The sequence below is a fragment of the Sphingomonas sp. P3_C6 genome, assembly GCF_056402595.1.
The window spans coordinates 49,721-76,620 of the sequence record NZ_JBFUHB010000012.1 but is presented as its reverse complement, the minus strand read 5'-3'; the positions used below and the strand labels follow the sequence as shown (position 1 = coordinate 76,620).

General features: G+C 64.6%; 22 protein-coding genes. 14 read left to right on the top strand and 8 right to left on the bottom strand.

Annotated features, from left to right (window positions below):
• The first annotated feature begins 136 nt into the window (after nt 1-136).
• Entirely contained in the window at nt 137-2,128 is a 1,992-nt protein-coding gene (locus AC1DT7_RS13450) for a glycoside hydrolase family 127 protein (protein ID WP_478036512.1), read from the top strand.
• Nucleotides 2,129-2,156: 28 nt separating this feature from the next.
• Here AC1DT7_RS13450 and AC1DT7_RS13445 read toward each other — a convergent pair whose 3' ends face one another.
• Nucleotides 2,157-2,780, bottom strand: a complete 624-nt coding sequence (locus AC1DT7_RS13445; protein ID WP_478036511.1) for a hypothetical protein — start codon at nt 2,778-2,780, stop codon at nt 2,157-2,159.
• 183 nt (nt 2,781-2,963) lie between these two features.
• Here AC1DT7_RS13445 and AC1DT7_RS13440 point away from each other — a divergent pair, with 183 nt between their 5' ends.
• Nucleotides 2,964-4,451 (top strand): DUF4403 family protein, encoded by a 1,488-nt coding sequence (locus AC1DT7_RS13440; protein WP_478036510.1) that lies wholly within the window; start codon nt 2,964-2,966, stop codon nt 4,449-4,451.
• Nucleotides 4,452-4,476: 25 nt separating this feature from the next.
• Here AC1DT7_RS13440 and AC1DT7_RS13435 read toward each other — a convergent pair whose 3' ends face one another.
• Entirely contained in the window at nt 4,477-5,055 is a 579-nt protein-coding gene (locus AC1DT7_RS13435; RefSeq protein WP_478036509.1) for a hypothetical protein, read from the bottom strand.
• A gap of 546 nt (nt 5,056-5,601) precedes the next feature.
• Between AC1DT7_RS13435 and AC1DT7_RS13430 the strand changes: the two genes are divergently transcribed.
• Complete coding sequence (locus AC1DT7_RS13430) at nt 5,602-6,165, top strand: hypothetical protein (protein WP_478036508.1); 564 nt, start codon at nt 5,602-5,604, stop codon at nt 6,163-6,165.
• 146 nt (nt 6,166-6,311) lie between these two features.
• Here the strand turns inward: AC1DT7_RS13430 and AC1DT7_RS13425 are convergent, their stop codons facing one another.
• The 3 genes from AC1DT7_RS13425 to AC1DT7_RS13415 all read right to left on the bottom strand — a co-directional run bounded on the left by AC1DT7_RS13425 (nt 6,312) and on the right by AC1DT7_RS13415 (nt 8,411).
• Nucleotides 6,312-7,031 (bottom strand): hypothetical protein, encoded by a 720-nt coding sequence (locus tag AC1DT7_RS13425; RefSeq protein ID WP_478036567.1) that lies wholly within the window; start codon nt 7,029-7,031, stop codon nt 6,312-6,314.
• 103 nt (nt 7,032-7,134) lie between these two features.
• Nucleotides 7,135-7,437 (bottom strand): hypothetical protein, encoded by a 303-nt coding sequence (locus tag AC1DT7_RS13420; protein ID WP_478036507.1) that lies wholly within the window; start codon nt 7,435-7,437, stop codon nt 7,135-7,137.
• Between the two features lie 329 nt (nt 7,438-7,766).
• Nucleotides 7,767-8,411, bottom strand: coding sequence for a LuxR C-terminal-related transcriptional regulator (locus tag AC1DT7_RS13415; RefSeq protein WP_478036505.1), 645 nt, complete (start codon nt 8,409-8,411; stop codon nt 7,767-7,769).
• Nucleotides 8,412-8,717: 306 nt separating this feature from the next.
• Between AC1DT7_RS13415 and AC1DT7_RS13410 the strand changes: the two genes are divergently transcribed.
• The 5 genes from AC1DT7_RS13410 (at nt 8,718) to AC1DT7_RS13390 (ending at nt 17,083) form a co-directional block, all read left to right on the top strand.
• The gene (locus AC1DT7_RS13410) at nt 8,718-10,007 is read left to right on the top strand and encodes a tetratricopeptide repeat protein (RefSeq protein ID WP_478036504.1); all 1,290 of its coding nucleotides are present in this window, start codon (nt 8,718-8,720) and stop codon (nt 10,005-10,007) included.
• An 11-nt stretch (nt 10,008-10,018) separates the two neighbouring features.
• Nucleotides 10,019-13,063, top strand: coding sequence for a beta strand repeat-containing protein (locus AC1DT7_RS13405; RefSeq protein ID WP_478036503.1), 3,045 nt, complete (start codon nt 10,019-10,021; stop codon nt 13,061-13,063).
• A gap of 28 nt (nt 13,064-13,091) precedes the next feature.
• A complete protein-coding gene (locus AC1DT7_RS13400) occupies nt 13,092-14,087 on the top strand; it encodes a hypothetical protein (protein WP_478036502.1) in 996 nt (331 codons plus the stop codon).
• A gap of 86 nt (nt 14,088-14,173) precedes the next feature.
• Complete coding sequence (locus AC1DT7_RS13395; protein ID WP_478036501.1) at nt 14,174-16,381, top strand: sensor histidine kinase; 2,208 nt, start codon at nt 14,174-14,176, stop codon at nt 16,379-16,381.
• A gap of 222 nt (nt 16,382-16,603) precedes the next feature.
• Nucleotides 16,604-17,083: a GNAT family N-acetyltransferase gene (locus AC1DT7_RS13390; RefSeq protein WP_478036500.1), complete on the top strand. Its 480-nt coding sequence runs from the start codon at nt 16,604-16,606 to the stop codon at nt 17,081-17,083.
• On the opposite strand, the gene AC1DT7_RS13385 is transcribed toward AC1DT7_RS13390, so the two are convergent.
• The gene (locus AC1DT7_RS13385) at nt 17,064-18,386 is read right to left on the bottom strand and encodes a YceI family protein (protein WP_478036499.1); all 1,323 of its coding nucleotides are present in this window, start codon (nt 18,384-18,386) and stop codon (nt 17,064-17,066) included. The two genes, AC1DT7_RS13390 and AC1DT7_RS13385, sit on opposite strands and share 20 nt — an antisense overlap.
• A gap of 123 nt (nt 18,387-18,509) precedes the next feature.
• Here AC1DT7_RS13385 and AC1DT7_RS13380 point away from each other — a divergent pair, with 123 nt between their 5' ends.
• Complete coding sequence (locus tag AC1DT7_RS13380) at nt 18,510-19,862, top strand: chymotrypsin family serine protease (RefSeq protein ID WP_478036498.1); 1,353 nt, start codon at nt 18,510-18,512, stop codon at nt 19,860-19,862.
• Between the two features lie 182 nt (nt 19,863-20,044).
• Here the strand turns inward: AC1DT7_RS13380 and AC1DT7_RS13375 are convergent, their stop codons facing one another.
• Nucleotides 20,045-20,182, bottom strand: a complete 138-nt coding sequence (locus AC1DT7_RS13375; protein ID WP_478036497.1) for a hypothetical protein — start codon at nt 20,180-20,182, stop codon at nt 20,045-20,047.
• 405 nt (nt 20,183-20,587) lie between these two features.
• A complete protein-coding gene (locus AC1DT7_RS13370; protein ID WP_478036496.1) occupies nt 20,588-20,782 on the bottom strand; it encodes a hypothetical protein in 195 nt (64 codons plus the stop codon).
• A 271-nt stretch (nt 20,783-21,053) separates the two neighbouring features.
• Here AC1DT7_RS13370 and AC1DT7_RS13365 point away from each other — a divergent pair, with 271 nt between their 5' ends.
• The 5 genes from AC1DT7_RS13365 to AC1DT7_RS13345 all read left to right on the top strand — a co-directional run bounded on the left by AC1DT7_RS13365 (nt 21,054) and on the right by AC1DT7_RS13345 (nt 26,890).
• A complete protein-coding gene (locus AC1DT7_RS13365; protein ID WP_478036495.1) occupies nt 21,054-21,389 on the top strand; it encodes a hypothetical protein in 336 nt (111 codons plus the stop codon).
• Between the two features lie 102 nt (nt 21,390-21,491).
• Nucleotides 21,492-25,796: an RHS repeat domain-containing protein gene (locus AC1DT7_RS13360; protein WP_478036494.1), complete on the top strand. Its 4,305-nt coding sequence runs from the start codon at nt 21,492-21,494 to the stop codon at nt 25,794-25,796.
• A complete protein-coding gene (locus AC1DT7_RS13355; RefSeq protein ID WP_478036493.1) occupies nt 25,796-26,023 on the top strand; it encodes a DUF6959 family protein in 228 nt (75 codons plus the stop codon). Before AC1DT7_RS13360 ends, AC1DT7_RS13355 begins: the two co-directional genes overlap by 1 nt.
• A gap of 139 nt (nt 26,024-26,162) precedes the next feature.
• Entirely contained in the window at nt 26,163-26,498 is a 336-nt protein-coding gene (locus AC1DT7_RS13350) for a hypothetical protein (RefSeq protein ID WP_478036491.1), read from the top strand.
• A 38-nt stretch (nt 26,499-26,536) separates the two neighbouring features.
• Nucleotides 26,537-26,890: a hypothetical protein gene (locus tag AC1DT7_RS13345; RefSeq protein ID WP_478036490.1), complete on the top strand. Its 354-nt coding sequence runs from the start codon at nt 26,537-26,539 to the stop codon at nt 26,888-26,890.
• Nucleotides 26,891-26,900: the final 10 nt, after the last annotated feature.

The window sequence follows — 26,900 nt, the reverse complement described above, 5'->3', positions numbered from 1 at the left end:
CGTCAGACATGGCCGATACGCGGAAAAAAGCATGGCCTTTTGGCAGTGCGAGTCATCTGGCTCTTGAGCTTGGCGCCAATTTGTCTGAGTATTAGGCAATATCCCGCGGCCTATGGCGGACGAATCAGGAGAGATTGTGGATCACGCATCATGCTGCGGCCGTAAGGGCCTATCCCTGTCGCGCCGCGAGCTCCTCGCGCCGATCGGTGGCGCCGGGCTCCTGACGGCCGGCATCGCGCTGCTCCCGGCCCCATTGGCCGCGGCCGACGCCGCGCCGATCGCGCCGGCCGGCGCCGTGCCGCCCAAGGTCCGGCCATTCGACCTTGCCGATGTCAGGCTGCTCGACAGCCCGTTCCTCACCGCGCGCAACCGCTCGGCCGACTATCTCCTGTCGCTCGATTCGGATCGGCTGCTCCACAGTTTTCGCGTCAATGCCGGGCTGAAACCCAAGGCACCGATCTATGGCGGCTGGGAATCCGAGGCGACCTGGGCCGATATCCATTGCCAGGGCCATTCGCTCGGCCACTATCTCTCCGGCGTCGCGCTGATGTACCGCGCGACCGGCGACCGCCGCTTCAAGCAGCGCGCGGACTATATCGTCGCCGAACTCGCCGCCTGTCAGACGGCAGGTGGCACCGGCCTTGTCTCGGCCTTCCCCGAAGGATCGGGGCTGCTCGTCACGGCGATCAGCGGCGGCAAATATACCGGCGTGCCCTGGTACACGCTGCACAAGGTCTATGCCGGCCTGCGCGACGCCGCGCTGCTGACCGACAATCCCAAGGCGCGCGAGGTGCTGCTGCGCTTCGCCGACTGGGCGGTCGTCGCCACCCGTCCGCTGAGCGATGCACAGTTCGAGGCGATGCTCGACGTCGAACATGGCGGCATGAACGAGATCTTCGCCGATCTGCACGCGATGACCGGCAATGCGGACTACGCCACGCTGGCGCAGCGTTTTTCGCACAAGGCGATCCTCGTGCCGCTGTCGCGCTCGCGCGACCATCTCGATGGTCTTCATGCCAACACGCAGATCCCGAAGATCGTCGGTTTCCAGCGCGTCTATCAGACGGCGGGCGACCCGAAATATCGCGATGCCGCGCTGTTCTTCTGGCGCACCGTCACCACGACGCGCTCCTATGTGACCGGCGGCCACGGCGATCAGGAGCATTTCTTCCCGGTCGCCGATTTCGCGCAGCACGTCTTCTCGGCCAAGGGATCGGAGACCTGCTGCCAGCACAACATGCTGAAGCTCACCCGGATGCTGTTCGAGCAGGATCCGCGCGCCGAGTTCGCCGATTTCTATGAACGCTCGCTCTACAACGGCATCCTCGCCTCGCAGGATCCGCAGAGCGGGATGGTGACGTACTTCCAGGGCGCGCGGCCCGGCTACATGAAGCTCTATTGCACGCCGGTCGATTCCTTCTGGTGCTGCACCGGCACGGGCATGGAGAACCATGCGAAATATGGCGACTCCATCTATTTCCATGATGATCGCGCACTGTTCGTGAACCTGTTCATCCCCTCGGCGGTGACATGGAAGGACAAGGGGGCGGTGCTGACCCAGACCGGTACCTTCCCGGAAGAGGCCGCGACCCATCTACGCTGGCGGCTGGAGCGGCCGGCCCAGATCGCGCTGAAGCTGCGCCATCCCGGCTGGTGCAAGGCGGCGACGGTGCGCGTCAACGGCGCGGTCGTCGCACGCTCGGACAAGCCGGGCTCCTATATCGAGATCGATCGCCTGTGGCGTGACGGCGATGTGGTCGATCTCGACCTGCCTATGCAGGTCACCGCCGTGCCGCTGCCCTCGGCGCCGGAGATCGTCGCCTTCACCTATGGCCCGGTGGTGCTGGCCGGCGCGCTTGGCGGGGAAGGGATCGCGCCCGGCGCCGACATCGTCGTCAACGAGCGCAAATATGGCAGCTATCTCGACACGCCCTTCACGGCGCCGACGATTGCGGGAGACCCGGAAACCATCGCGCATGCGGTGAAGCCGGCCGGCTCACCGCTCAGCTTCACCATCGCCGACAAGGCGGGGAAGGCAGTGCCGCTCATCCCCTATCACCGGATCGCCCATCAGCGATATTCGGTCTACTGGCCGCTGGAGCGCCCGGCCGAGACTGGGACAAGTTGATCTTATACGTGTGATGACGCTGCGGGGCCTAGTGCCCACCGGTATTGGTCGACCAGACCATATCGCCCTGCACATTCCTGATCACAACATTGCCGTCATTCTGCACCGACAAGGTGGCGCAGTGATTTTGCCAGGTGTTGGAGGACCAGACGGGACCCGAAGGTGCGTAGACGACCAGATTGCCGTCGCTCTGGAAAGTGGCAAAGTTAGCGCCCGTCCCGACCGTGTTGGTCGCCCAATTCATCGGTACCCAGCCGGATCCCGAATGGAAATAGAGAACCAGATTTCCGTCGCCCTGCATGATGAACATATATTGCCCGTTAGGTGAGTAGATGGGGCCGTCCACCGGCAGGGCCTGGTCCGTCCTGCTGTGCGCATAGAGTGACCTATTACCCGCCGCATCATAGTGATAGGTCGACAGATTGCCCAAAGCGGGCGTCGCATCGCATGCTGCCGTCAACCGGCCCAATGCATCGTACGAATAGGTGATATTGGAAGCATCGGCCGATGCAGGGGCGGCGGGACAAAGCGCCGCCGCTGCGGTGATCGCACCCGTCAGTCCCCGGGAAATCCAACGACTCATCCAGCCATTTCTCCATGTTCGTGCCGAGATTATATGGTGCAATATCGCGGCGCGGATCGTTGCCACCATATATGGCTCTATTAAACTTGCCTTTGGCGGCCAGCGCCGAGCTTGTTGTGGAAACCCGCGCCGGCTACTCCGCAAGATCTTGTCAAAGATCTTGCGGCATTATCGACCCGACCTGGGTGCGGTGATCTTGCCGAATCGATCTTTGATTGGGCAATCGTCGGAACGTCCGGTGGGGGGATGATGATGGGCGTCGCGCGAACAGGAATCGTCTGTGCTTCCCTCGCCCTTGCCGCCTGCGCGCGGCCGGATGCCGGCAATCCCGCCCCGCCGCGGGACGAGTCAAAGGCCGAACTGCCCACCCAGTTGTCGACCATCGTGGTGCCGATCGGCGTTTCGCTGGCCGAACTCGAAGCGGGGCTGAACGCCCGCGTACCGCGCGCCCTGTGGCAGATCGACCGCCCCGGAGTGACCTGCGTACCACCCAAGCGGGTCAAGCTGCTCGGCATCCGCGCCAAGGTGACGCCGCGGATCGGCTGCCACATCGTCGGCCAGGCGGTGCGCGGCCGGATCCGCCTGTCGGGCAGCGGCGACAGGCTGATCGTGCGCCTGCCCGTCACTGCGACGATCAGCGCGCAGGACATCGGCGGTATCATCAAGCGCGAGACGGCGACCGGCGCGGCCGAGGTGCGCGCGACCGTCGCCCTGTCGATCGACCGCGCCTGGCAACCGACCGCGAAGGTCAGGATCGCCTATGACTGGACCGAGCCGCCCGGCATCGATTTCCTCGGCCAGCGCATCAAAATCGTCGAAAAGGCCGACCGCAAGCTTCAGGGCGTCATCGCCGACCTCGAACGCGATCTGCCGAGGGAGCTCGCCGGGCTCCGCGCCCGCGACCGGCTCGAGGTGATCTGGCGCAAGGCCTTCACCGCGATCGAGCTCAACCATGACAAGCCGCCCGCCTGGATGCGCATCACGCCGCAACGTCTCGGCTTTGGCGGCTTCCATGTGCGCGGCGGCCGGCTCGAGATGTCGCTGGCGGCCGAGGCGCTGACCGAGACCTTCATCGGCGCCCGCCCGAGCGATCCGGTCCCCACCGCGCTGCCGCCGCCGGCGGGCAAGCTCGGGCGCGACGGCCTGCGCTTCTTCGTGCCGGTGCTGGCCGATTACGCCCAGCTCGAACCCGTCGTCCTGCGCGCGCTCCGCAAACGGGCCGCCAAGGGCATCACGCTGAAGGCGATCGGCCCGGTCGATGCGACCTTCGACAAGGTCACCGTCTATGCCACCGCCGGCGGGCACATCGCGGTCGGCATCCAGGCGGAGGTGTCGGCACGGCGCAGCGCCCTGTCGAAGACGCATGGCGTGGTCTGGCTGACCGGCGTTCCATACAATGCGCCGGGCTCGCAGCTCGTCCGTGTGCGCGATCTCGCCATTGCCGGCCGGACCGACCAGCAGGCGGTCAACCTGCTGCTCAACCTCTTCCTCGATCCGCAGGTCGTCGCCGATATCCGCGATGCGCTCAGCCATGATTTCGTGAAGGACTATACCCGCGTCGTCACCGCAGCCCGCAAGGCGGTCGCGAACCGGAAGGAGGGCGATTTCACGCTTTCGGCCAACCTGGGCGAGGTGACGCATGGCGAGATCAAGGTGACGGGGCAGGGCCTGTTCCTGCCGGTGCAGGCCAACGGCACCGCGACGATCACCTATGAGCCCGGGTTGCGGAAGCGACGGTGAGGTTGACGAACGGCTGACGGACCGGTCAGGCGGTCTCTGCTTTTGCGACCGGCGTGCGACGTCCGGAGACGGCCCAGCCGACGGCGGCTATGAGCCCAGCGACGAAAACGAGCCAGCTCGCTACCAGCCCAAGCCTCACGACGCTGAGGGATTGACGGGTGAAGAGCAATCGCGGGTCATAGCCTGCCCGGCTGAGCTCGATCTCTCCGAGGTTCGGACACATGTCCTTGTAGACGGCGCGCGTCTGCGGATTGCATTCATATCCGATGATGACTCTCTCCGCTCCGTCGATCGGAACGACATAGGTCGAGTAGAGGTACAGATAGACGAACAGCCCCGTCATCGTCAGGCCGGCCGCCAGCAGGAGCAACGAGCGCCTGCGGGCCCTCCGCATGCCGCGCCCCAGCTCCCATACCAGGATCGTCGCAAGGAAAATGATCGCGGACGAGACATAAGCGATCCCGCCCGGCCAGGGCGGCTGCAAATTCTGCAATGAAGCGAACAGGGGGATGGCGGCAAAGACCGAGGCATATCCGATCACCTTCGCGATCTCGCGAAAGAACCGATCCTCCGTGGTCCGAACGGGTGCCGGCTCGAGGCTCATCTGCACGCGCCCGAAGGTGCAACGGTGCTGGGCACGATGTCGAGCTGCAATTGTGTCGAGCCTGACACGGCGACGAAACCGCCTCTATAGCTTCGTCCGTCCTCCCACTTCACCTGAAGGCAATATTCTCCGCGCAATTCGCGGACATCGCCGTGCCGAACGGCGATCCATCGCAACCCACAAAAACTGGGATTTGTGGTGGAAGCTTTACATTTCAGAGACATATGCGCCACGGCGTAATAAGCGGTCCCTGTTTCAGGATTCAGCTGAAATTTTACGGGCTGGGCCCCTGCAAGCGACGGAAAAATCAAGAGGCCGGCAGCAGCCGCCTTGGCCGGTAAGTATGCGCGCATGGTCATTCCCCCCGAATACGACCCGCGATAGTCTATGTCGGCCGCGCGATCATGTCATCAAGGGAGGCAGGGGCGGCCATTTTTGTTCGAAGGCCGTCGTATTCCGCGCGAGCTGGTCGGCCGGCGATCATTGCAGGAACAATGCCGTCACCGAGGGTTGTAAAGCGTCGCGGCACATGGCAGCCGCCCGCAGATGAACCCCGGTTTCAAGCTTCGCCCCTCCGCTTTGCGGTTCGTCCTGCTGGCCGCAGCATCGATCTCCAGCCTGCCGGCCCAGGCTGCCGACAAGGTGGGGGCGCCTGCCTTTTATGAGGCCGCATTGTGCAAGCCGCCCTACACCACCGACACGGCGACGGCATTGTACGAAGCGGCGGAGAAGCGCGCCAAGCCGGACACCTCCGTGCTCGGCGCTGCCATCTACAAGCTACCCGACGCGATCGGGCAAGACGGGTTCAGCAGCAACGAGGTCGTGTTCGCATCGACCAGCATCGGTGTGCTCATCCAGGGCCAGGTGGCCGATCAGCTCGCGGAGCGCTACCAGCTGAAACCGGAGCGCTCCACGATCCTCGGCACCTCGACCAGGGGATATTCGCGCACCCTATCCGGCGCGTCCGAGGTCGGGCTGGAGGCAGGTACGATATCGGTCGTCGCGCGCGAAAGCGCCGCCCTGCCGGGCAAGACGCTGCTCGCTTGCGAGTTCGTCTCGAATACCGACCGCCAGGCGCTCGACGCTTACGAGAAGACCGCCGGGCAGTAACCCGGCGCGCAGATCCTCGATGATCGCGCGCATCGCCTGCACCACGCCGATCGGGTAATGTGGGCTGGTTTCCCTCGCGCAGCAGGGGGGATGGTCCGACTGGCAGCAACGCGCCCGCTGCGGCGGCGTCGACTATAGGCCCAGGATCACTGCGCTCCGCCACCCGCGGCACCGGTGATCAGCAGCCGGGGGAAAACCTCCTCGATCGGCTTGGTGTCGGGCAGGACATAGACATATCCGCCCTTCTTCAGGAACAGCGGCCGCACGGTCTTGTTATAAATGGCAATCGGAACGTTGATGCACCCGAAGGTGATGCGATTGTCGTCCGGGGTCGGCGACAGCATGCGATCGCGGCGATGCTCTTTCTTGTTTGCGCCCGGCGGGATCGGGTGGAGCGCCACCGACGTGGCGTAATCGACCCAAAGCACCTTCTGCTTACCGGCCGCCAGGCCGAACTTCGCGAGGAAACGACCGGCCGGGGTGGTCTTCTCGGCCGGGCCGATCTCGGCAAGATTCTTGCTGCCGATGCCGGGCGTCGCCTCGTCTCCGACCGCAACGCCGATCAGGACCGGCCCCTTGGCGAGCGGTTTCCCTTTCGCATCATAGACGAAGAGCGCGGCGCCATTCTTGTCAACGATGACATAGGGCAGGGACGCATTGTCACCAGATGAGGCGATCCAGTCGGCGACGCGCATCGCGGCCGCCGACTGGACCAGTTCATCGTCGCTGTCCGTTTTCCCCGCCGGCGCCAGCGCGGGTTCAGCCGACTGGGCTGCAGCCGGCCGAACTCCAGCAGACTGGCCTGCCCCCGCAGCCTGTGCAGGTGCGGGAACGGTCAGTGTCAGCCCGGCAAGCGCCAGAAGCATGTTGATCATCGCTAGAGGCGCTCGACAGAAAACGGGTCGGCCCCGGGACAGGGCCGGCAAGGAGAATCACGGTCCGATCAGCATATGCTGCCGGACCGCCGCGTCAATTGCGCGGCCGCTTCCGCTGATTTTCCTGCATGCGCTGCTCGATACCGTCCACGCGGGCGTTGAGCTGATCCAGGCGCTGGCCGTTGGCCTGTGCCTGGCCGGATGCTGCCTGTGCCTGCGACAGGGCCGACTTCGCGGTGCCGTCGGTTTCCGTCAGGCGTGACTCAAGTGCATCGACGCGCTGGCTCACCGGGGCGATCTGGTCGCGCACATATCCCTTGGTGGCGCAGCCACCCAGGCCAAGCGCACCAACCATGATCACGGCGGCGGGGGCAAGTTTCGTAACAAATGGCGACATCGCATTCTTCCAATTGGTTGATGGCCCGACGCAAACACGGGCCGAATGATCGGGTTCCACCGATGTGGTTATAATTCTGGCCGGCCGTGCATCTGGTCGGGCGAGTGGAGCATTGGAGTTTCTCAACGCGCTACGCGCGTCACTCGCGCCAAGGTCGAACGCGGCACAAAATAATCGTTACGGACCCGTCGTTTGTGCGTCGCGTTCCCAGGCCTCCGTTCCCGGCGACAGGTGACACATGATCCAGTTCCTGGTGTCGCGTTCGCGCCGTTCCCGGCCGGCGGCCTTTGAAGATCCTGCGGACGCGCCGACAGGGCCAGCCCGACGGCTTACGTCAGTCCTCGTTTCCGCGCTTCGAGAGCAGCTTCAGCGCGCGACGTTATTTCCAACTTGCGGTAAATCGCTTTGACGTGGGTCGTCACCGTTTGCTGGCTGATCCCGAGCACACCCGCGACTTCTCCCGACTTCAAGCCGCGGCCGATCAGCCGCAAGACTTCGGTTTCGCGTGTCGAGATGCTTGCCTGGCTTGGCTCGTCGGTCCGAAAGCGATGCAGCAGACGCCGGGCAATGGCTGGTGAGATAGGCACTTCGCCATGCTCGATCGAAGCGAGACGCCGCGCGATCGCGGAACCATCCTGATCCTTTAGCAGATAGCCCTGCGCGCCCGCGCCCAGCGCCCGCATCAGCCATTCGTCATCTTCGTAGATGGTCGTGACGACGACGATCGCGTCAGGATCGTCGGCCATGATCTCTTCGATAAGCTCGATACCATTGCCGTCGGGCAACCCCAGATCGACCAATGCGAGGAACGGTACGCCCAACCGGCGCTGCTGCAACCAGGCACGGGCTTCCTTGAGCGTCCCGGCGCCGTACGCCACGGCGCCAAAGGTTTCGGCGATGGTCGACACCAGCCAGGCGCGGGTCTGCGCGATGTCTTCAACCACGAGGTAGTTGCGGGGGGCGGCGCTGCTCACCGCGACACGGCTAGCGCGTCGCCGACCTGAGCCCCATCCCCATTTCTGGGGAGAAGCATTCCGGGCCGCTCGAACGGCGCCTCTGCCGGCCAGCGCAGACCGCCAAGACCTCCTGCGCGCTGCATGTTGCCGATCATCCGGTTGCCCCTCCCACGCCCTACATAACGCACCCACCACGCGTGTCGATCAAGGCCCGATACCCTGAACGGGGGATTTCCGCTTCGCCCCGCAGTTGCGAGGGAAGCGCCAGGTTTGCGGGGGAGTGATATCTTGCGGTTTTTCTCAACGTCCATGGTGTCTTGCGTCGTGCTCGTGCTTGTTACCGCGAGCGCCAGTCCAGCCGCTGCGCAGGCCGATCCGCGCATCCAGCAGGCCATGGCCCTGCAAGCGGAGGGGAAGTCCGAAGCAGCGTATCGCCTGCTCGCGCCGGAGGCCGATGCCCATGCCGGCCGGCCCGATTTCGACTATCTGCTCGGCCTCACCGCCGCCGACACCGGGCGCTACGCCGACGCGATCACCGCGCTGCAGCGCGTGCTGGCGGTGCAACCCGATAACGCCCAGGCCCGGGCCGAGATCGCCCGCGTCTATGCGCTCGCCGGCGACATCGATACCGCGCGGGCCGAGTTCGATACCGTCAACAGCGACCCGACCGTGCCCGACCCGGTCCGCCAACGGCTCGGCCGGCTGGTACGCGACTATGACAAGCGCATCCATGGCGGCGACGACGACGTCACCGGGTTCGTCGATGGCGAAGCGGGCTATGACGGCAACGTCAACACCGCCACCGGGCTCTCGTCGATCACGCTGCCGATCTTCGCCTTTCTGGGGCCGGCGGCGCTGACCGGGCCCGCGACGCGGATGCACGATGGGTATTACCAGCTTCAGGCCGGGCTCAGCGGCTCGACCGGGGTGTCACGGCAGGACCGGATCTATGCTTCGGTGCTCGGCTCGTGGCGCGACAATTTCCAAAGCGATCTGTTCGACCAGGCCGGTGTGACCGGTACTGCGGGGATCAGCCACGCCCTGGCCAATACCGACGTGTTCTCGCTGTCGGGTCAGGCGCAGCGCTTCTGGCTCGGCCGCTCCGGCTACCGGACCAGCATCGGCGGCATAGCGCAATACACGACGCGCCTTGCCGGGGGCCGCGCCGTATCCGCCCAGGTGCAATATTACCGCTTCAACTATGACAACAACCCGTTGCGCGATGCCAATCGCTACGCCGCGACGCTGACCTATGCCGACCGAACGAGCTTCGCGGCGCTCGGTGGCGGCACGGAGCGGACCGTGCGCAGCGGTGCGCGCAACCTTGGCTACTGGTTTGCCGCGCTGCAGGCGGGGACCGAGCACCCCATTGCCGCCAACGTTGCGCTGCTGGCGGGCGGCAGCGTCGAGCATCGCGATTATCTCGGCACCGAGCCGCTGTTTCTGAAGGGGCGCGTCGACACCCAGCTCGACGCGACGCTGGGCTTGCGGGTTGCCCTTGGCAGCGGCGTCAGCCTGCGACCGCGTGTCACATTAACGCGCAATTTCAGTAACATAGAGCTGTATGACTATACCCGCGTAACCGGCTCGGCCGGCATCCGCTTCGAATTCTGAAGGGAAGACCGATGACCTCCACTGCCTTGCGGATTCTCGCGACCGTATCGTCGCTGGCGCTCGCCACGCCGCTTCTGGCGGCACCGCGGATCATCTTTTCGACCGCTTCGGTCGATGGCGTGCGGCTCAAGGCCAGCGATGTCACCGGGCCGATGACAGTCTCGGGAGGCCTGACCGAGTTGCGCATGGACAATGGCGCGATCGTCTCCTTTGTCGGCGATGCGACGTTCAGCATCGACGGCCAGGGGCGGCTGATCGTCGCGGCGGGCACGATGACCGCCGGCTTCGGCAACGCGCCGCTGACGATCCTGACGCCTCGCGGCAGCAGCGTGACGCTGCCGAGCCAGGGGTCGGTGGCCGGGCTTCGCATCGCCCCGTCGGGCGACATCAGAGGCTTCGCACTGGCGGGCCGGGTGCTGGCCACCTCCGGCGGCCAGACGCAGAGCTTTCCCAATGGTCGCGCTTTCGCAGCGCTGGCCGGCGCCGCACCGCGGTCGGTGGTGACCGCCGGGGCACAGCCGGTGAGCTTGGATTCGGGTACGCTGATCGACCAGCCGACCACGGTCGCACAAGTCCTGAGCAATGCAGCGCTGATCGCCAACCTGTTCGGCAGCAACGGACTGGCGCTGACGCAGAACCCGGCGATCCCGGTCAAGGTTTCGGGTGCGTTCGTACCGAAGGACATGCCCACCCCAACGCCCACCCCAACGCCCACCCCAACTCCCACACCGACACCAACTCCCACACCGACACCGACACCGACACCGACTCCCACACCGACTCCCACACCGACACCGACACCGACACCAACTCCCACGCCCACGCCCACGCCCACTCCAACGCCAACACCCACGCCGACAAGCTCGTTCGGCGTCGCTCCATCGGGGCTCTATTCGGGTGGTCCGTCCGACACCAATGTCCTGGCGATTGGCATCGATGCGCAGGGGCGCCCGGTCAATCTCGGCTTCTATGGCGGGCCCGGCACCGCGACGCTGACCGACTATAGCAGCGGGACCGGCTGGGCACTCGGCCGCTTTGCCGGCGGTACCTTCGTCTCTGGCACGACGACGCAGACCTTCGGCGCGAATGGCGGTGTCCATTTCGCGCTGCAGGCGCCGCTGACCAATCTGCCGACCAGTGGTGGTGTGCTCTACACCGTTCTCGCCGCGACCACCCCCACGCTGACCGGCGCCAACCCATCGGCCGTTACCAGCAGTACGCTCGCGCTCAACCTGGGCGTGTCGTTCGGAGCGACACCGAAATTCGGTTATGACGGCAAGCTCGACATCGTCGCGGGCGGCGTGGCGTCCTCGGTCAGTTTCACCACCAGCGGCGGCAGTGCTGCGCCCGGGCTGGCGAACGTCGACAATTCCAATCCGCGCTTCGGCTTGTACGGCGTCGCCCCGGTGACTGCGAGCAGCGGCACGCTGTGCACCGCGACCTGTTCGTTCAACGCCAATTTCATCGCTGGAGGCAATGCCGCCGAGACCTTCGGCATGGGCTATAGCGTGGTGGCGGCGGGCAGTGCCTTGCTCAACGGCGCAGCGGTGCTCGGACGCAGCGGCACGATCGCCGTCACGCCACCGCCGCCAGTGCTGACCTTCGACCAGGTGACCGGCACACGCCGCACCGGCCAGTTCGTCATCCGGGTCGATCCGAAGAACGTCATCACCAGCGCTGGCCTTTCGACGACTGTCACCGACGCGACGGGCCTCGCCGCCTATCGCACCAACTCGACCACGTCAGAGAGCCCTCAGCGCGGCACCGCGACCGGCGGTGAAAGCGGCAGCGCGGACGATGTGATCTTCTGGTCGCGCTGGGCGGGTGGTACCCCGGCGGGCGATTTCAACGGGTCGTCGCCGTCCACGCTCGCGGCGAACCAGGGCTGGCACTTCGTCTATGGCACGCCCGCCACCGCGATCCCGACCAGTGGCACCGCCACCTATGTGCTTGCCGGCGCCACCAAACCGACGATCGTCGACGGCTCGCTCGCCCCCGGCACGCTCACCGGCAGCGCAGCGGTTGCATTCGGTACGCAGGCAAGGCTCGGACTCGACTTCACCGTCACGATCGGCGGGGTCGCCTATCGTAGCACGACCAGCGGCGGCGTCGCCACGCCGTCGAGCAGCGACGTCACGATCGGGAACGGCGCCTTCTCCTATTTCGGCGCCGGCATTCCGACCACCGGCACCGGCGCGGCGTGCCCGACCGGTACATGCCACGCCGGCGTGATTGGCGTGCTCGCAGGCGCGGGCGCATCACACCTCGGCTTCGACTATCTGATTTCCGAATCCGGCTCGGCCGGCCTGAGGACATCGCTCAGCGGCGCCGCTGCATTCAAGCGCGACGCAGCTCCGGTCGTCGTCACACCGATCGGCACCGGCACCGCGCCATCGGGGACGGCACTGGTCTATTCGGCGCAGGGGCCGGCCAACAACCGCTCGGCGATCACCGCGGCGGTCGCCACCGCGCCCGACGGCCAACTCGCCAGCGCCTCGACCACCAGCGCGCAGATCTACAGCAAGAACGACACCATCATCGCCGAGTTCGGCGGTGCGGCCGGTGTGGTCGGTTGGAGCCGATGGAGCGGCGGCACCGCGATCGCCAACAATGTGCCGCTGAAGCTGACCGCCAATCAGGGCCTGCACAGTGCATGGGGTGTACCCGTCACCAACCTGCCGACCAGCGGATCGGCGACCTATGCCCTGGTCGGTGCGACGAAACCGACGATCGGCGACGGATCGGTCGCGCCGGGGAGCTTCACCGGGTCGGTCGCCGTCTCGTTCGCGGCGATGAAGGTCGGCTGGGAATCGACCATCGCGCTCGGTGGGACCAACTACGTCTTCAACTCGGCCGGTGGCCTCGCCGCGCCATCGGTCACGCTCGGTACCGATGGCCGCTGGATCGGCTCCTCGGCGGTCGCCAACGGCCTTCAGGGCCGTGCCTATGGCTTCCTGGCAGGCGACGGCGCGAGCCATGCCGGCATGACCTATCTGCTGCCGACCGGCGCCACCAGCGCGGGGGACATCACCGGTGCCGCAGTGTTCGCCCGCTGACCTCATCCACCCAACCTGGAGAACGACAATGTGCAGAAGCCTAACGGCCCTGTCGGCCATCCCCTTCACTGTCATGTTGCTGGCCGTTCCGGCGCATGCGCGCGACGAGGACCAGCCGGTCAAGATCGCCTCTGCGCAAGCGGTGCGCGGCACGCAGAGCGTGGTGATCGGCGCCTTCAACGTCGGCTTCATCTTCGAATCGGTCGACAGCGGCAAGGCACAGGGTGGGATGATCGGCGCGTTTGGGGGCGTCAGTCGCGCCAAGAGCGTGCTTGTCGGGGTGACGCCCCAGATGATGCAGGAGATCACCGATGCCGCCTATGCCGACTTCAGGGCGCAGCTGGAAGCCAACGGGTTCACGGTAGCCGACAGCGCGGCGCTCTATGCCAGCCCGGCCTTCGCCCGCGTGAAGACTGAGGCAGCGCCGTTCCAGGCCAGCGTCGTGCTCGAGAAGAAGAGTTCGGGCAAGGCCAGCTATTACAAGCCCTCCGCGCTGCCCGGCATCGTGATGCTGCCCGGCGACTTCGAATCGACCGGCTTCAGCGGCATGGGCATGACGATGCGTAGCGGCAACACCCAGTACGGCATGGCCGAGCATGCCAAGGCGAGCGGCCAGGCGGTGATCGACGTGGTCTATCTGATCGACTTCTCCAACGTGAAGCGCCCGGGTGCGTTCAGCCTTGGCAGCATAAAGGTCAGCACCGGCGTGTCGGTGGTCGACGACCGCTCGCGCATGAGCATCGTCACGACCGGCGGCAAGGTTGCCAGCTTCACCCTCAACACCCCGGTCGCGGTCGAGGGAGACCTTGCCACGATGGCCGACACCACCAAGGACAAGACGCTCCAGACAGCCGGCAACGTGCTCGGCGGCCTCGCCGCGGTCGGCGGCCTGGGTGGGCTCAAGTTCGGCAAGAGCCGCACCTATACCTTCACCGCGACACCCGGCCGCTATGAGGAGGGCGCGATAAAGGCAGCGACGCTCTCCAACACCCGCCTGATCGAGTCACTGGCCGCGATACGATAGCGGTGCCCTTCCGGCCGGCGTCATCATGGTCGGATGCGCCATGACCGACGTGCCGGTGGCGTGACTGGTTGATGGACAAGCTGTGCATGCCGCGCCAGACTTGCGCCATGGGGGGGGATACCATCGCACCGACGGATCGACCGATCGGCCGGCCGCGCCAGCGGCTGCTCGAACTGGCGTTGCTGTCGCTGGTCGTGATCGCGATCGTGTTGCTCACCGCGCTTGCGCTGCCGATCGCGAATATCAAGGTCGAGCGCTTCGACACGTCGCGCCTGACGCTACGGTACAATGACGTCGCGATCAGGCTGCCGCACGATCTGCCGCTGGTCCTGATCCCGGCACGAGGGCCGCCGATAGCGCTGCACGCGGATACGCTGCTCGACGGTATCGTCTCCTCGGGTGGTCGCGCGGAAAAGCGTGCCTGGTGGGCGAAGCGCGAGGCGATCGCGCGTGCCTTTCTCGATGGGCCGGTAACGCTGCGCTTCGCCGACGGCAGGGCCATCACCGGCGTCACCCGCGCCCGCACGCTCGCCGATCTGACCGTCGGTTTCTGGGCGGCGATCTTCACCGGGTTCGCAGGGTTGGTGTGCGGCCTGTGGATTCTCGTCCTGCGACCACGCAACAACGCGGCACGGACCTTCGCGGTGATGAGCCTGGGCCTGTTCGGGATCGGTTGCACGCTGGCCGCCGGCAACGACCCCCTGCTGCTCGGCCGGACCTATCACGATCTGATGCTGATCAACCATGCCTGCGTCCAGATCTTCGCCGCCGCGATCCTGATGCTGTTCTGCCGTTTCCCGACACCGCGCGTGCGCCAGCGCTGGATGTGGGCGATCGGCGCAGCGGCCGTCGCACTGACGGTGGCGGACGTGGCCGACCTGACCCCGGATCCGATCGCCACCCTGTTCGCATCGATTGTCGTAGAGTTCATCGTGTTTGTGCTGCTGGTGCTCGGACAGATCTGGGCGGTGCGCAGCGACCCGGTCGGATCGGCGGCGATGCGGCTGATCGGGTCCTCGGCGCTGCTGTCCTCCGCCTTGTTCGTGGGGATGATCATCCTGCCCATGCTGGTGAGCGGCGCGCCGCTGATCAGCGAGGCGATCGGCCTGCCCCTGTTGCTCGTCATTTACGCGGGGCTGGGCGCCGCCATCGCGCGAACGCGCCTCTTCACGGTCGATGGCTGGGTGCCGGGATTGCTCCTGTCGGTGTGTGCGGCGATCGCGATAACGGGCGTCGACCTTGCGATCCTCGGGCTGGCGGCGCGATCCGACGGCATCGCTCTGCCGATCGCGATCGTGACGGTAGGCATCGTCTATCTGCCGTTGCGGCAGTCGATCACACGGCGGGCCGACCGCAGGCGCCACCGCGCCGAGCAACGCAGCCTGCGGCGCGCGAGCGAGATGGTCTTCGCCGTCACGCCGGAGGTCCGCGCGCAACGCTGGCTCGCCGCGCTGACCGCCTTGTTCGATCCGCTCGAGGCCGGGCCGGACCCGGACCCGGTCGCGAAACCGGCCCTGCACGAGAATCGCGCCGCGCTGCGCGTGCCACCGGTCGGCGACGTACCCGGGATGGTCTTGCGCTATGCCCAGCGCGGACAACGCGACTTCGATGGAATCGACCTTGACCAGCTGCACGAAATGATCGCCGTGACCGACGCCCTGATGGATGCGCGCGATGCATATGTGCGCGGCACCGCCAACGAACGCGCGCGCATCGTCCGCGACCTGCATGACGATGTCAGCGCGCGGCTGCTCACCAGCCTGCATCGCGAAGACCCGGCCATGATGCGCACCGACATCCGCGAGGCGATGGCGGAGATTCGTGCGATCGTTTTCGGCGGTACGGGAATGAATTGCCTGCTTGAGGACGTGATCGCAGACATGCGCTTCGAGATGAGCAACCGGCTGGAGGCGCACGGTATCGCGCTGGTCTGGCCAATCACGACCCTGGCCTGCACCACCCGTACCATCGATCAGGCTTCGGCGCGGCATCTGATGTCGATCCTGCGCGAGATCACCAGCAACATCGTGCGGCATTCAAGCGCCCGCTGCGTCACGCTGGAAGCGACCGGCCAGGGGGAGCGCCTTGCGTTTCGCATTACCGATGACGGGATCGGTTTCGACCCGGCACGCGAGTGGGGCAACGGCTTGCTCAACACCGCCCGTCGCGCCGCACTGCTCGGCGGGTCGTTCCAGATCGGGCCACACCCGAGCGGAACACTATCGACCGTCGATATCAACCTGACGGCAAACACCGGGACCGCCATGGAGAAACCGCCGGCGGTGTCCGGGTAAGGGGCCGGGTCGCCGTCAATCGGGGCAAAGCCTCCGCCACGATGGTGTGGATTGCACCATCATGTCTCGGCAGGCGCTCCCTGGCCCAGGGCTTGTCGCCCTCGAAAATCCAAGCGATCGACGCCATCCCCGTGGTTTTTTCGGAGAGCCGCGTCCTCGGAAAAAGATCGGAATGCCGCATGGCCGGTAGCGCCAGCCCGCCACCCGCGACATGATATCCCGATGAGCGAAGAACCGACCCTCCGCCGCGCCGAAGCGGCCGACGCCGCCACGATCCGCGCCTTTGTACGCGCTGCCTATGCGAAATGGGTGCCGCTCATCGGCCGGGAGCCGCGGCCGATGACTGCCGATTATGACAAGGCGGTGCGCGATCACCGCATCGACCTGCTGTATCTCGGCGACACCCTGGCCGCGCTGATCGAGACGATCGAGGAACCCGATTGCCTGCTGGTCGAGAATGTCGCGGTCGCCCCCGCCTTTCAGGGGCGGGGGCTTGGCCGCCACCTGCTCGCCCATGCCGAGGCGCTGGCGGTGGCGGCCGGCTGCGGACGCATCAGGCTGTTCACCAACAAGCTGATGGAGGCGAACCAGCGCCTCTATGCCCGCCTCGGCTACGGCATCGACGGCGAGGAGGCGTTCCCCGGCGCCATCGCCGTGCATATGAGCAAGCCGCTCGGCTGCGCTATTTCCGGTCGGCCTTGATCGCGACGGTGATCGTCACCCCGGCCTTTACATCGGTGGTGGCCGCCCATTCACCCTGGCCGACGCCGAAGGTCGTCCGGTCGATCGTCGCCGATCCGCTCATCGTCGCGACATCGCCGTCGATCTTGAGGGTGAAGGGCAGGGTCAGCGGCCGGGATACGCCGCGGATCGCCAGCGTACCGATCGCTTCGTAGCGGTCGCCCGATCGGTGGCGGAAACGGGTGGCGGTGAAGGTCGCGGTCGGGTGGGTCGCGGCGGCGAACCAGTCCGCATCGGGCAGCGCGCCCTGCGTATCGGCATTGTTGGTCTTGGCCGACGTCATGTCGATCGTCACCTTGACCGACGAGGCGTCGAGCGCAGCCGGATCGAACAGGATCGTCGCGTCCCATGTTCCGAACCGGCCCTCGACCGGCCCCTCCGACCAGCTCGCGCCGAACCCGAGCGAGGAGGCGGCGCGGCGCACGGCCCAGCGCGAGGGCGCGACCGGCGTCGCGCTTGCCTCGGGCGTCGGGCTCACCTCGGGTGTCGGTGTGGCGCTGGGCGATGCCGTGGGGGAGGGCAGGGCCGTGGGAGATGTCGCGGCGACCGGCGCTGCCGTGGCGACAGGAGCCGGCGCCGCTAGTGGGGTAAGACGCACGGTATTGGCAATGGCAGTCAGCCCGATGATCGCGGCGATGGCGGCCAGCGCCGTCGCGCCTAGCGCGCGGTGCGGCACTGGGATCATCCGCGCCATGTCGCCGCCACGCTCGAGAAACTGGTGCTTCAGCGCGCCTGCGACATGCAGCGCGATCACCGCATAGGACAGGTAGATCAGCGCCTGATGGCCGAATTCGGCGGCTTCCTCGACACCGGCTTTTGCGCCGGGGGCAAGGCCGGGCACGCCGGGCACATGCGGCCAGGGGATGGTGCCGAACAGCATCGTCGGAATCGCCGTCTTGCTAGCCGAGACGATCAGCCAGCCGGTCAGCGGCAGGCCGAGCAGCAGCACATAGAAGGTGACATGGACGATATGGGCGAGCCGCTTCTCCCAGACCTTCATCGTCGGCGGGAAGGGCGGCGGCGGATTGGCGATGCGCCAGCCGAGCCGGACCAGCGTCAACAGCAGGATGGTGATGCCGACCGACTTGTGGAGCTGGAACACCGCGAAGGTTTCCGGCCCGCGCGGCCCGTCCATGCGCCAGCCGAGCCCGATCTGGATCGCAAAACAGGCGGCGATCGCCCAGTGCAGCAGGATGGCGCCGCGCGCATAGCGGGTGCGCCCCGGCGCCCGCCATGTTTCCGTCTCGCGTGGCAGGTCGGTCATCAGGGGAACTCCGCGGCAAAGGGCGTCGATCGGGGTACGATAGCGGCGGCGTTGTGCCGGGCAAGGTCTGGCGCTAGTCGGGCGCGCTATTCATCGCCGGTGCATTGGGGCATCCTTATCATCATGAGCATGCGCCCCGTCGCCCTTCGCGCCGCCCTTCGCGCCGCCATCGCCGCCGTCCTGGCAACCCTCTCCGTTTCTCCCGCCGCCGCTCGGGCTCCTGCCCAGGTGCCGGCCCAAATACCGGCATCCACGCCGACCGCAGCCCCGCCGGCGCAGGTCGTGCCCGCCGCCGTGCCGGTGCAGAGCCCGGCCCAGGCGCTGGCACAGGATGCAGGCGAATATGCCAGGCTGAACGGCGTATCGCTCGACGAGGCGATCTTCCGCCTGCGCGCGCAGCAGGAATCGGTCCCGGCGACCGACCGGCTGGCGGCGCTGTACAAGGATCGACTCGCCGGCATCTCGATCGAGCATCATCCCGAATATCGCATCGTCGTGCTACTGACCGGGGATCAGCCGGTCGCCGACGAGGCGGTGTTCGCGGGCGGGCGCACCGTGCCGATCACCTTCCACACGGGCGCGCCGGCGACACGCGACCGGATCGTCGCCGCGATCGAGAAGCACCAGGCCGATATCCGCGCCGCCCTGCCGCACCCGCCGGCCATGGGCGCTGATCCGCGCACCGGCGAGCTGGTGGTGCTGGTCAACAATGCCGATGCCGATACGGTCGATACGGCGGCGATGCGGCAGAAGCTGACCGACCTTGCCGGGGTTCCGGTGAGCGTCAGGCTGATGGGCCGCGACGCCAACAGTGCGGGCGCGATGGACGTGGGCGGCGGATCGCGCGTGGTCGGCGTCAATCCGGTCGACGGGCGGCGCTATGCCTGCACCACCGGCTTCGTCGTGACGGATGGCACGCGCACCGGCGTGGCCACCGCGGCGCATTGCCCGGACACGCTGTCCTATGTCGATCCGGCACGGCAGGAGACGCCGCTCGACTTCATCGGCCAATGGGGCTGGGGTTTTCAGGACGTGCAGGTCAATGTCAGTCCCGAGGCGCTGCGCCCGCTCTTCTATGCCGATACCGCCAAGACGCAGGCGCGGCCGGTGACGACCTGGCGCAACCGCACCAGCACGCGAGCGGGCGACATGGTCTGCCACCGCGGCGAGACCACGGGCTATAGCTGCTCGCAGGTGGAGCTGGTCGATTTCGCCCCGGCGGGGGATCTGTGCGGCGGCGCCTGCACGCCGACCTGGGTGACGGCAAGCGGCCCCACCTGTCGCGGCGGGGACAGCGGCGCGCCGGTATTCAGCGGCACCATCGCCTTCGGTATCGTCAAGGGTGCGAGCTACCGCGCGGACGGCAGCTGCATCTTCTATTTCTACATGTCGACCGATTATCTGCCGCCGGGCTGGTCGCTGCTCCATGGCAGCGTCGCGGCCACGACGACGGCGGCGGTGCCTGCCGTTCCCTGAGGCAAACGGCCCAGACATGAACAACCCCGCCAGCAGGGGGGGGAAGCTGGCGGGGCGTTCTAGATCTGAAGCGGCGCGAGGGGGGACACGGTGCCGCTTCGATAATAATAACCCATGATCGGCAGAGTGGTTCCGGGTCGCTGCAAAAAACCTGGGCAAAAAACCTGGATCGAAAATTTCGGTCAGCGCCGCCGGGCCTCGACCGGCACCTGCATCTCCTCCTCGGGCTCGACCGAAAGCGCGAGCATCAGCGCGACGAGCCGGTCGTCCAGGCTGTCATCCTCTTCCCCGCCATAGCTGGAACGAAGCGCCTCTCCCATGCAGAAGAGCCGTTCGCGATCGGGCGGAGGAGCGACGACGGGGCGGGCGGGCTCGCGGTCACGCCAGGGGGGAAGGCGGCGCCACATCGCTTATCGGAATGCCGGGATCGGGCAGCGAGTATCGTGCGCGATCGTCGGTAGCTTGCGAGGTGGATGCACAGCCGAGTCTCCCGGTTAGGGTTGGGAAACGGTCGGCCGATAGGCGCGTTCCTGCGGGTCGGGCGTGCCGTTGGACAGGCGGGACGGGCTGAGCCGGGTAAGGGTTTATCGTCCGATCGGAACGAAGCCGCCCCGCTACCCTCCTAAGGATTGGCGCACTCCAGCTGTCACTCGAGACGCGAGGACATCGGCTGCCATAGCCGCGCCTGCGACGCGGCCGGGCCGGGCTGGGACGATAAAGGGCCGTCAGGCCGCGGCCGAAGAAGGCCCATCCTCAGGATCGTTTGCCCGTTCGAGATAGGATTCAGCCATCAGATAATGCGCGCGCACCACCGCAGGGTGCTCGGCCCGTTGCGCCAGTTCCAGCGCCTGTTCTGCCCGTTGGATATACCAGGGTTCGTCCCGTTCTTCAGCCGGCACCGCCGGCGCCTTCTCGCGCATTTTCAACCACTTTCCGATAGGGTTCTTTCGCGGCGTTGAGACGTATGGGAGCGTGATCTGTTCCGTCGGGAATCGACAAAATGCGCAGAGTGCGGCAGGTCGAGCCATGTGACGACGCGCCGCGATCGAAAATAGAACCGGATCGGTGCGGAAGGATGGTGCCGGTCTCGATGTCCGGCCATAGCCGCGCACATCAGTGTCGGAATGGGGCCGCCCGGATGCAGATCGCGGGGCCCCTGTCCGGTCTGGGGGATTACGTGAAGGGGGCATCTTGAAAATTTCCATGGCGCTTTGCGCGGTTCTCATTTCGATGATCTCCTTGCCGGCCGCCGCGAGCGTGCAGGCCGGCAAGGTGACCGACGTCTATGTGTCGTCGGGTACTGACGGATCCGCTTTCCAGGCGTCGGGGACTCGCACCGCCAAGCCGGCCTGCGCGACCGAAAATCTCTGGTCGCTGGAAAATCCGAGCAGCGACAGCGGCAAGGCGCTGCTGGCTGCGTTGCTGACGGCATATTCGACCGGCCGGGACATCGAAATACACGGAACGGGTACCTGCAACTCGATGATCCCGACAAGAGAGAATATCTCCTACATCAGAATGTATTGAGAATACGAAACATCGTTTCTCGCCTTCCAGGACACATCACGCCGCCCTGCCTCTTCGTGAGGCGAACTGCCGCCGCCCGGCTTATTGCTGACGAGGATTTTCATGCGCTTTCTGGTCTGTCTCCTGTTGTATTTCGGCATTGGCGGTGTCTGTTACGGGCAAGCCATCAATACGACGGGGCCACTCCTCTCCAGCAACACGTTCGAGCAGATCGACAAGAACGGCGTCGACCTGATCAACGGGACCTTCCACATCGCGGCACCGGCGCTGACCGCGGGTAACGAGGGGAATGTCTTCTCGGCGGAGATGCGCTGGAACGGGCGCATGTGGGAGATCAACGGCCCCTCGATCTGGACCGATGGCGATCGCAACCTCTTCGTCAACAATGGGCGCAGGGTCGACGAGTTCGACTTCGGCTCTACAGGATGGACGCCCGTGCGTGGCGATACGTCGACCCTGAAATGCACCTTTTGGGATTCCGACCGCAAGGTCATGGGCTCCTGCGATTATCTGTCGCAAGAAGGCATCAGAATTCGTTTCAATGCTCATAATCCTGGCGGTGCAACGCCGGCGAACTATTCGCCCGCGCTCGGCAACGTCAATGCTGACCAGGCGGACGTCTCTTATCCAGGCGAAAATACTTTCAAGGTCAATGGCGGCTATAATGGCGAGTTCAGCATTCATACGAGCAAGGGCTATGGCCTCAGCCTGACCTCGACGCTCAACACGAGCACGGCGCTGATCCTTTGGAAGGACCATGATCATTATCCTGTGGATGGAGGGAACGGGACCACTCTGTATTACCCCACCTTCGTTGCAGAGGTAGCGCGCATCAGCATCAATACGCCGAATGTCAGTTCCGCTACCCGCAACGACAGGAACGCGCTATCGCCCAAGAATACGACGCAGACCATCACCGATCCGTTGAATCGCATATGGCGTTACACGTTCAATTCCGACGGCGACATGACGGTGGTGCAGCGTCCGACGGGCAGTAACCTCACGCTGCAATATGACGGGGATCACCGGGTCATCAGTTTCAACGATGGCGCCTCGACCTGGCTCTACCATTATGACTCATCGGGATCGAACGGCACCACGACCGTCACCGCGCCGGATTCGGGCCAGACCGTCGTCACCTACGTCAAGAAGAAGGGCTATGCGCGCACGGTGCGCGATCCGCTGGGTCGCACGACCACCTATGAATATGATGCTAATAGCCGCGTAACCCGAATCACCTATCCTGAAGGAAATGCGATCGGCTACGAATATGACGGCCGCGGCAACATCGAATACCAAAAAGTCTATCCGAAGACTTACCCTGCAAAGCCGGCCCTCGTTACCAGGGCCATCTACCCCGGAAGCTGCGACCCTAATTCCACCCAGGCCACATGCAATCTGCCCGTTGCGATAATCGACCCAAAGCTGAAACAGACGGATATCGCCTATAACGCCTGGGGCAAGGTGATCAGCATCACCAAGCCGGCGGTCGACGGGGTTCGGCCACAAACGCGGATCACCTATGAATGGCTTTACCCGCGCGTCTCTTATGTGCCGTTCGGCGGGACGGAGACCATCGGCGTCAATGCCAATCCCGTCCTGATGCCGACCAGTATGTCAGAATGCCGGACTCTGGCGAGTTGCGCAAACACGGCGGACGAAATTAGGACGACAATCGATTACGGCCCGTTTGATTCGACGCACGCCAATTATCTTGTTCCGAAAACGATCACCACCGGGGAAGGTAAGCCGGGCGGCCTGACCGCCACTATCACCCGCACCTATGACGACCGCGGCAATCTGATCATCGAGGACGGGCCGCTCTTAGGCGATACGACGACCAACCGCTACGACGCCATGCGCCAGCTCGTCGGCACCGTGACGCCCGACCCGGACGATCCGTCCCATCCGCTCCTCCCGATTGCCACCCGCACAACCTATGATGGCAACGGCCAGGTCACGCTGGTCGAAACCGGCAATGTCGCCAGCGCATCGGATACCGATTGGGCGGGTTTCGCCGTTACCGGCCGCAAGGCGACGGGCTATGACGGTGTCGGCCGGCCCATCCTGGAGGCGGTGGCCGGAGGGACGGGGGCACCCTTGTCGGTTACGCAGACAAGCTATGACGCGGTCGGACGGCCGCTCTGCGTCACCACGAGAATGGACGTTACCGCGTTTCCTTCCATCGGTTACGCCGGGGTGCTGTCAGGCGGTGGCTTCCCTTCAGCCTGTACGCCAAGCCCGAGCGTCAGTGCGGCCGGTCTCGACCGGGTTACGCACACCCAATATGATATCGCCGGTCAGGTCAGCTGGCTCGACAAGGCCTATGGCACGCCGCTGGCCCAGCGTTATGCGAGCTACACTTATGATTATAACGGAAACCAGATGTCCGTTACCGACGCGAACGGCAATGTCTCAGCCTATGGCTACGACGATTATTTCAGGCAGAACCAGTGGACCTTCCCGAGCACTACGGCGCCCGGCAGCCTGAACTCGGCCGACTACGAATTCTATATCTATGACGATAACGGCAACCGCACGAGCCTGAAGAAGCGTGATGGGCAGACCATCGGCTACACCTATAACGATCTGAACCAGCTGATCACGAAGACCGTGCCGGATTGCCAGCCGTCCGAATGCGCCAGCCTGCCCGCTTCGGCGACGCGGGACGTCTATTATAAATATGACCTGCAAGGCCATCAGACGGGCGCCTATTTCGACATCAGCGGCGGTGCTGACGCGGTGCTCAACAGCTGGGACGCGCTCGGCCACCCTCTGACGAGCACGACCAGCATGGGCGGCGTGACCCGCACGCTGACCTATGGATATGATCTGGCGGGCAATAGACTGTCGATCGAGCATCCGGACGCGAAGTCTTTTTCCTTCACCTACGACCTGCTGGGCCGGATGACCCACGGTTATACCAACGGCACCGATCTGCTGACGACCATAAATTATAACAACAAGGGCCAGCGGGAATCGACCGTCCGTTCCGGCGGTGGCACCGGCTATGGGTACGACGCGATCTCGCGCCTGAGTGCGCTCACCAACTCTTTCCCGGGCGGCGCGGCGAACGTTGCTCTCGGTTTCACCTTCAACCCGGCGAGCCAGGTCGTGGAGCGCACGCGGTCGAACCCTGCCTATGCCTATCCCTACACGGCTATTTCGCAAAACTATGCACCGAACGGCCTCAATCAATATGCGTCGGTAAGCGGCATCGCGCTCAGTTACGATCTGAACGGCAACCTGACGTCGAACGGCAGCAGGCTCTTCACCTATGACCGGGAGAACCGGCTGATCGGCGCGGTCGATGGCGGCGGCGTTGTCGTCAGGCTCAGCTATGATCCGCTGGGCAGGCTGTATGAGACGTCGGGCGGCGTTTCCGGCACTACACGCTTCCTGTACGATGGCGACGCGCTGGTCGGGGAATATGACGCGGGCGGCACCCAGACCGCGCGCTACGTGCACGGCTCCGGGGTGGACGAACCGCTTGTGTGGTTCAACGGCGCCAGCACCGCAGTGGCGGCGCAGCGCTATCTCTTCCCGGATCAGCAAGGGTCGATCGTCGCGGTCACCGACAGCAATGCGACACCGATCCGGATCAATAGCTATGACGAATATGGCGTGCCGAACACGGACAATCTCGGCCGCTTCCAATATACCGGTCAGATCTACCTGCCGGATCTCGGTATGTATTATTACAAGGCCCGGATCTACGCGTCGCGATTGGGGCGGTTCCTGCAGACTGATCCGATCGGGTATAAGGACCAGATGGGGCTGTATGCCTATGTCGGGAATGATCCGGTCAATGCTACGGATCCGACGGGGAATGAAGAGCTAGACAACAATATATACCACTCAGCCGCAATGCTCTTGGGCAACRTTGCGGATGTTTATCTAAGTGCGGTAGGCGCTGTGCAAGAAAATGTCGCAAGAGGCGGCCGGCCAACACCAAGTGAAATGCTTCGAATTGGCGCCTTTCTTACCATTCCCGTCGGGGGGGAGGGCGCCGTGTTCACGAGAGGGCTGGCTCGATCGACATCGCGGTCGGGTGCTAGAGCCGTGACTGCTGCGGCTAGAGGTGCCGCTGCTGAAGAGGTAAATTTTGGTTCATTGACAGCTGGGGAAGTTGCCCGCATCCAAGCCTTTGCGAATAAGTATGAAACTACCGTAAACGTCGTAGGCAGTCGCGCGAAGGGAACGGCAGGACCATTGTCGGACTTCGACTATATTCTTGGCAATACGGGGGGCACCAGCAGATTGCGCCAAAAAGCGCGCCGGGAGCTTCCTCGGGGCAAGGCTGGCGGCGAGGTTCATCCCACTAAAGGTGAAACGGGGATGGATGTCTTTACGCGTATTCTCGATACAACATTACCTTACATCGCATTCAGTCCAAAGGCACCATAATGAATGACATTAAGAGAATTGGGGGAACCACGAATGCTGTCGTGGTTCAATTGCCGGAAAGGAAATACCCAGGAGTAGTCATGCAATATGACAGTTTGTCCAATATTTTGGATTTGGTTGCGGATGCAAAACGTAGGCTGTCGATGAATGATTGGGACGAGTTGCGAGATGTTCTTGATGAAATTAGCAGTCTTGTTTCTGAGTATGCCAACGTCCTCAAAGAATAGATTTTAGCTATCCGAAATTGCAGTGGTGGCGTGCGCGATGGGCGAGTACTATTCGTCGAACATGGTCATTGCGATGGACGATTTCTGAGAATGTTTATTTCTGAGAATGTTTAGCGATGAGATAGGAGAATAAGGGAGCATGCGCGCATTCCCACTGCTGGTGCTCGGCGCCTTGCTCTCCTCTTCGCCCCAGGCAATCCGGGCGAGCGAGCAGGGTGGAAAAGTAACCAGGGTTGCCGTCGGCGCCACGCCGCCTAGCGGTTTCGGTGTGGACGGCACCAGAACCGCGATGCCGGCTTGTGCGACGGATGGCTCCTGGGTGATCGCACCCACCAGCGACGATAGCTCGAAAGAGATGTTTTCCGCTGTCCTGACGGCATTCGCTACCGGAAAGAGGATAACCGTCGTCGGGACCGGCAATTGCAGCGTGTTGCAGCCAATGAGGGAGCAGGTCCTTTATATCGTTGTGGAGTAGGGTCGCTATGAGCGCCTGATATGGAGCATGTGAGGGCTATGACATTTTCGCGAGTTAAGCGCCGCCTCTGCGCTTTGATTGCATGTGCGGCACTGTTTCCAGCTGCAGCTCAGGCTACTCCGGCCGATACCGCATACGGATACATCACCTTCATGTATGGCGGTTGGACGATTGCGTATTTGCGCGTGCAGACAGATTTCGCCTTCACCAATCCCCAGGCCTGTTCTCTGACCGATGGCTATATCGTCGACCCTGCTGATGCCGGGAGCGCGCTCTTCTCCTCGATGCTCCTGAGCGCCTACATGGCGCACCGCAAAGTGAGTTTCACGATTGATGGATGCGCAGGCGGAGGGCGGCCCCGCATCATAGCCGTGGCGGTGTCGCCCAGCTGACGGCAGTACG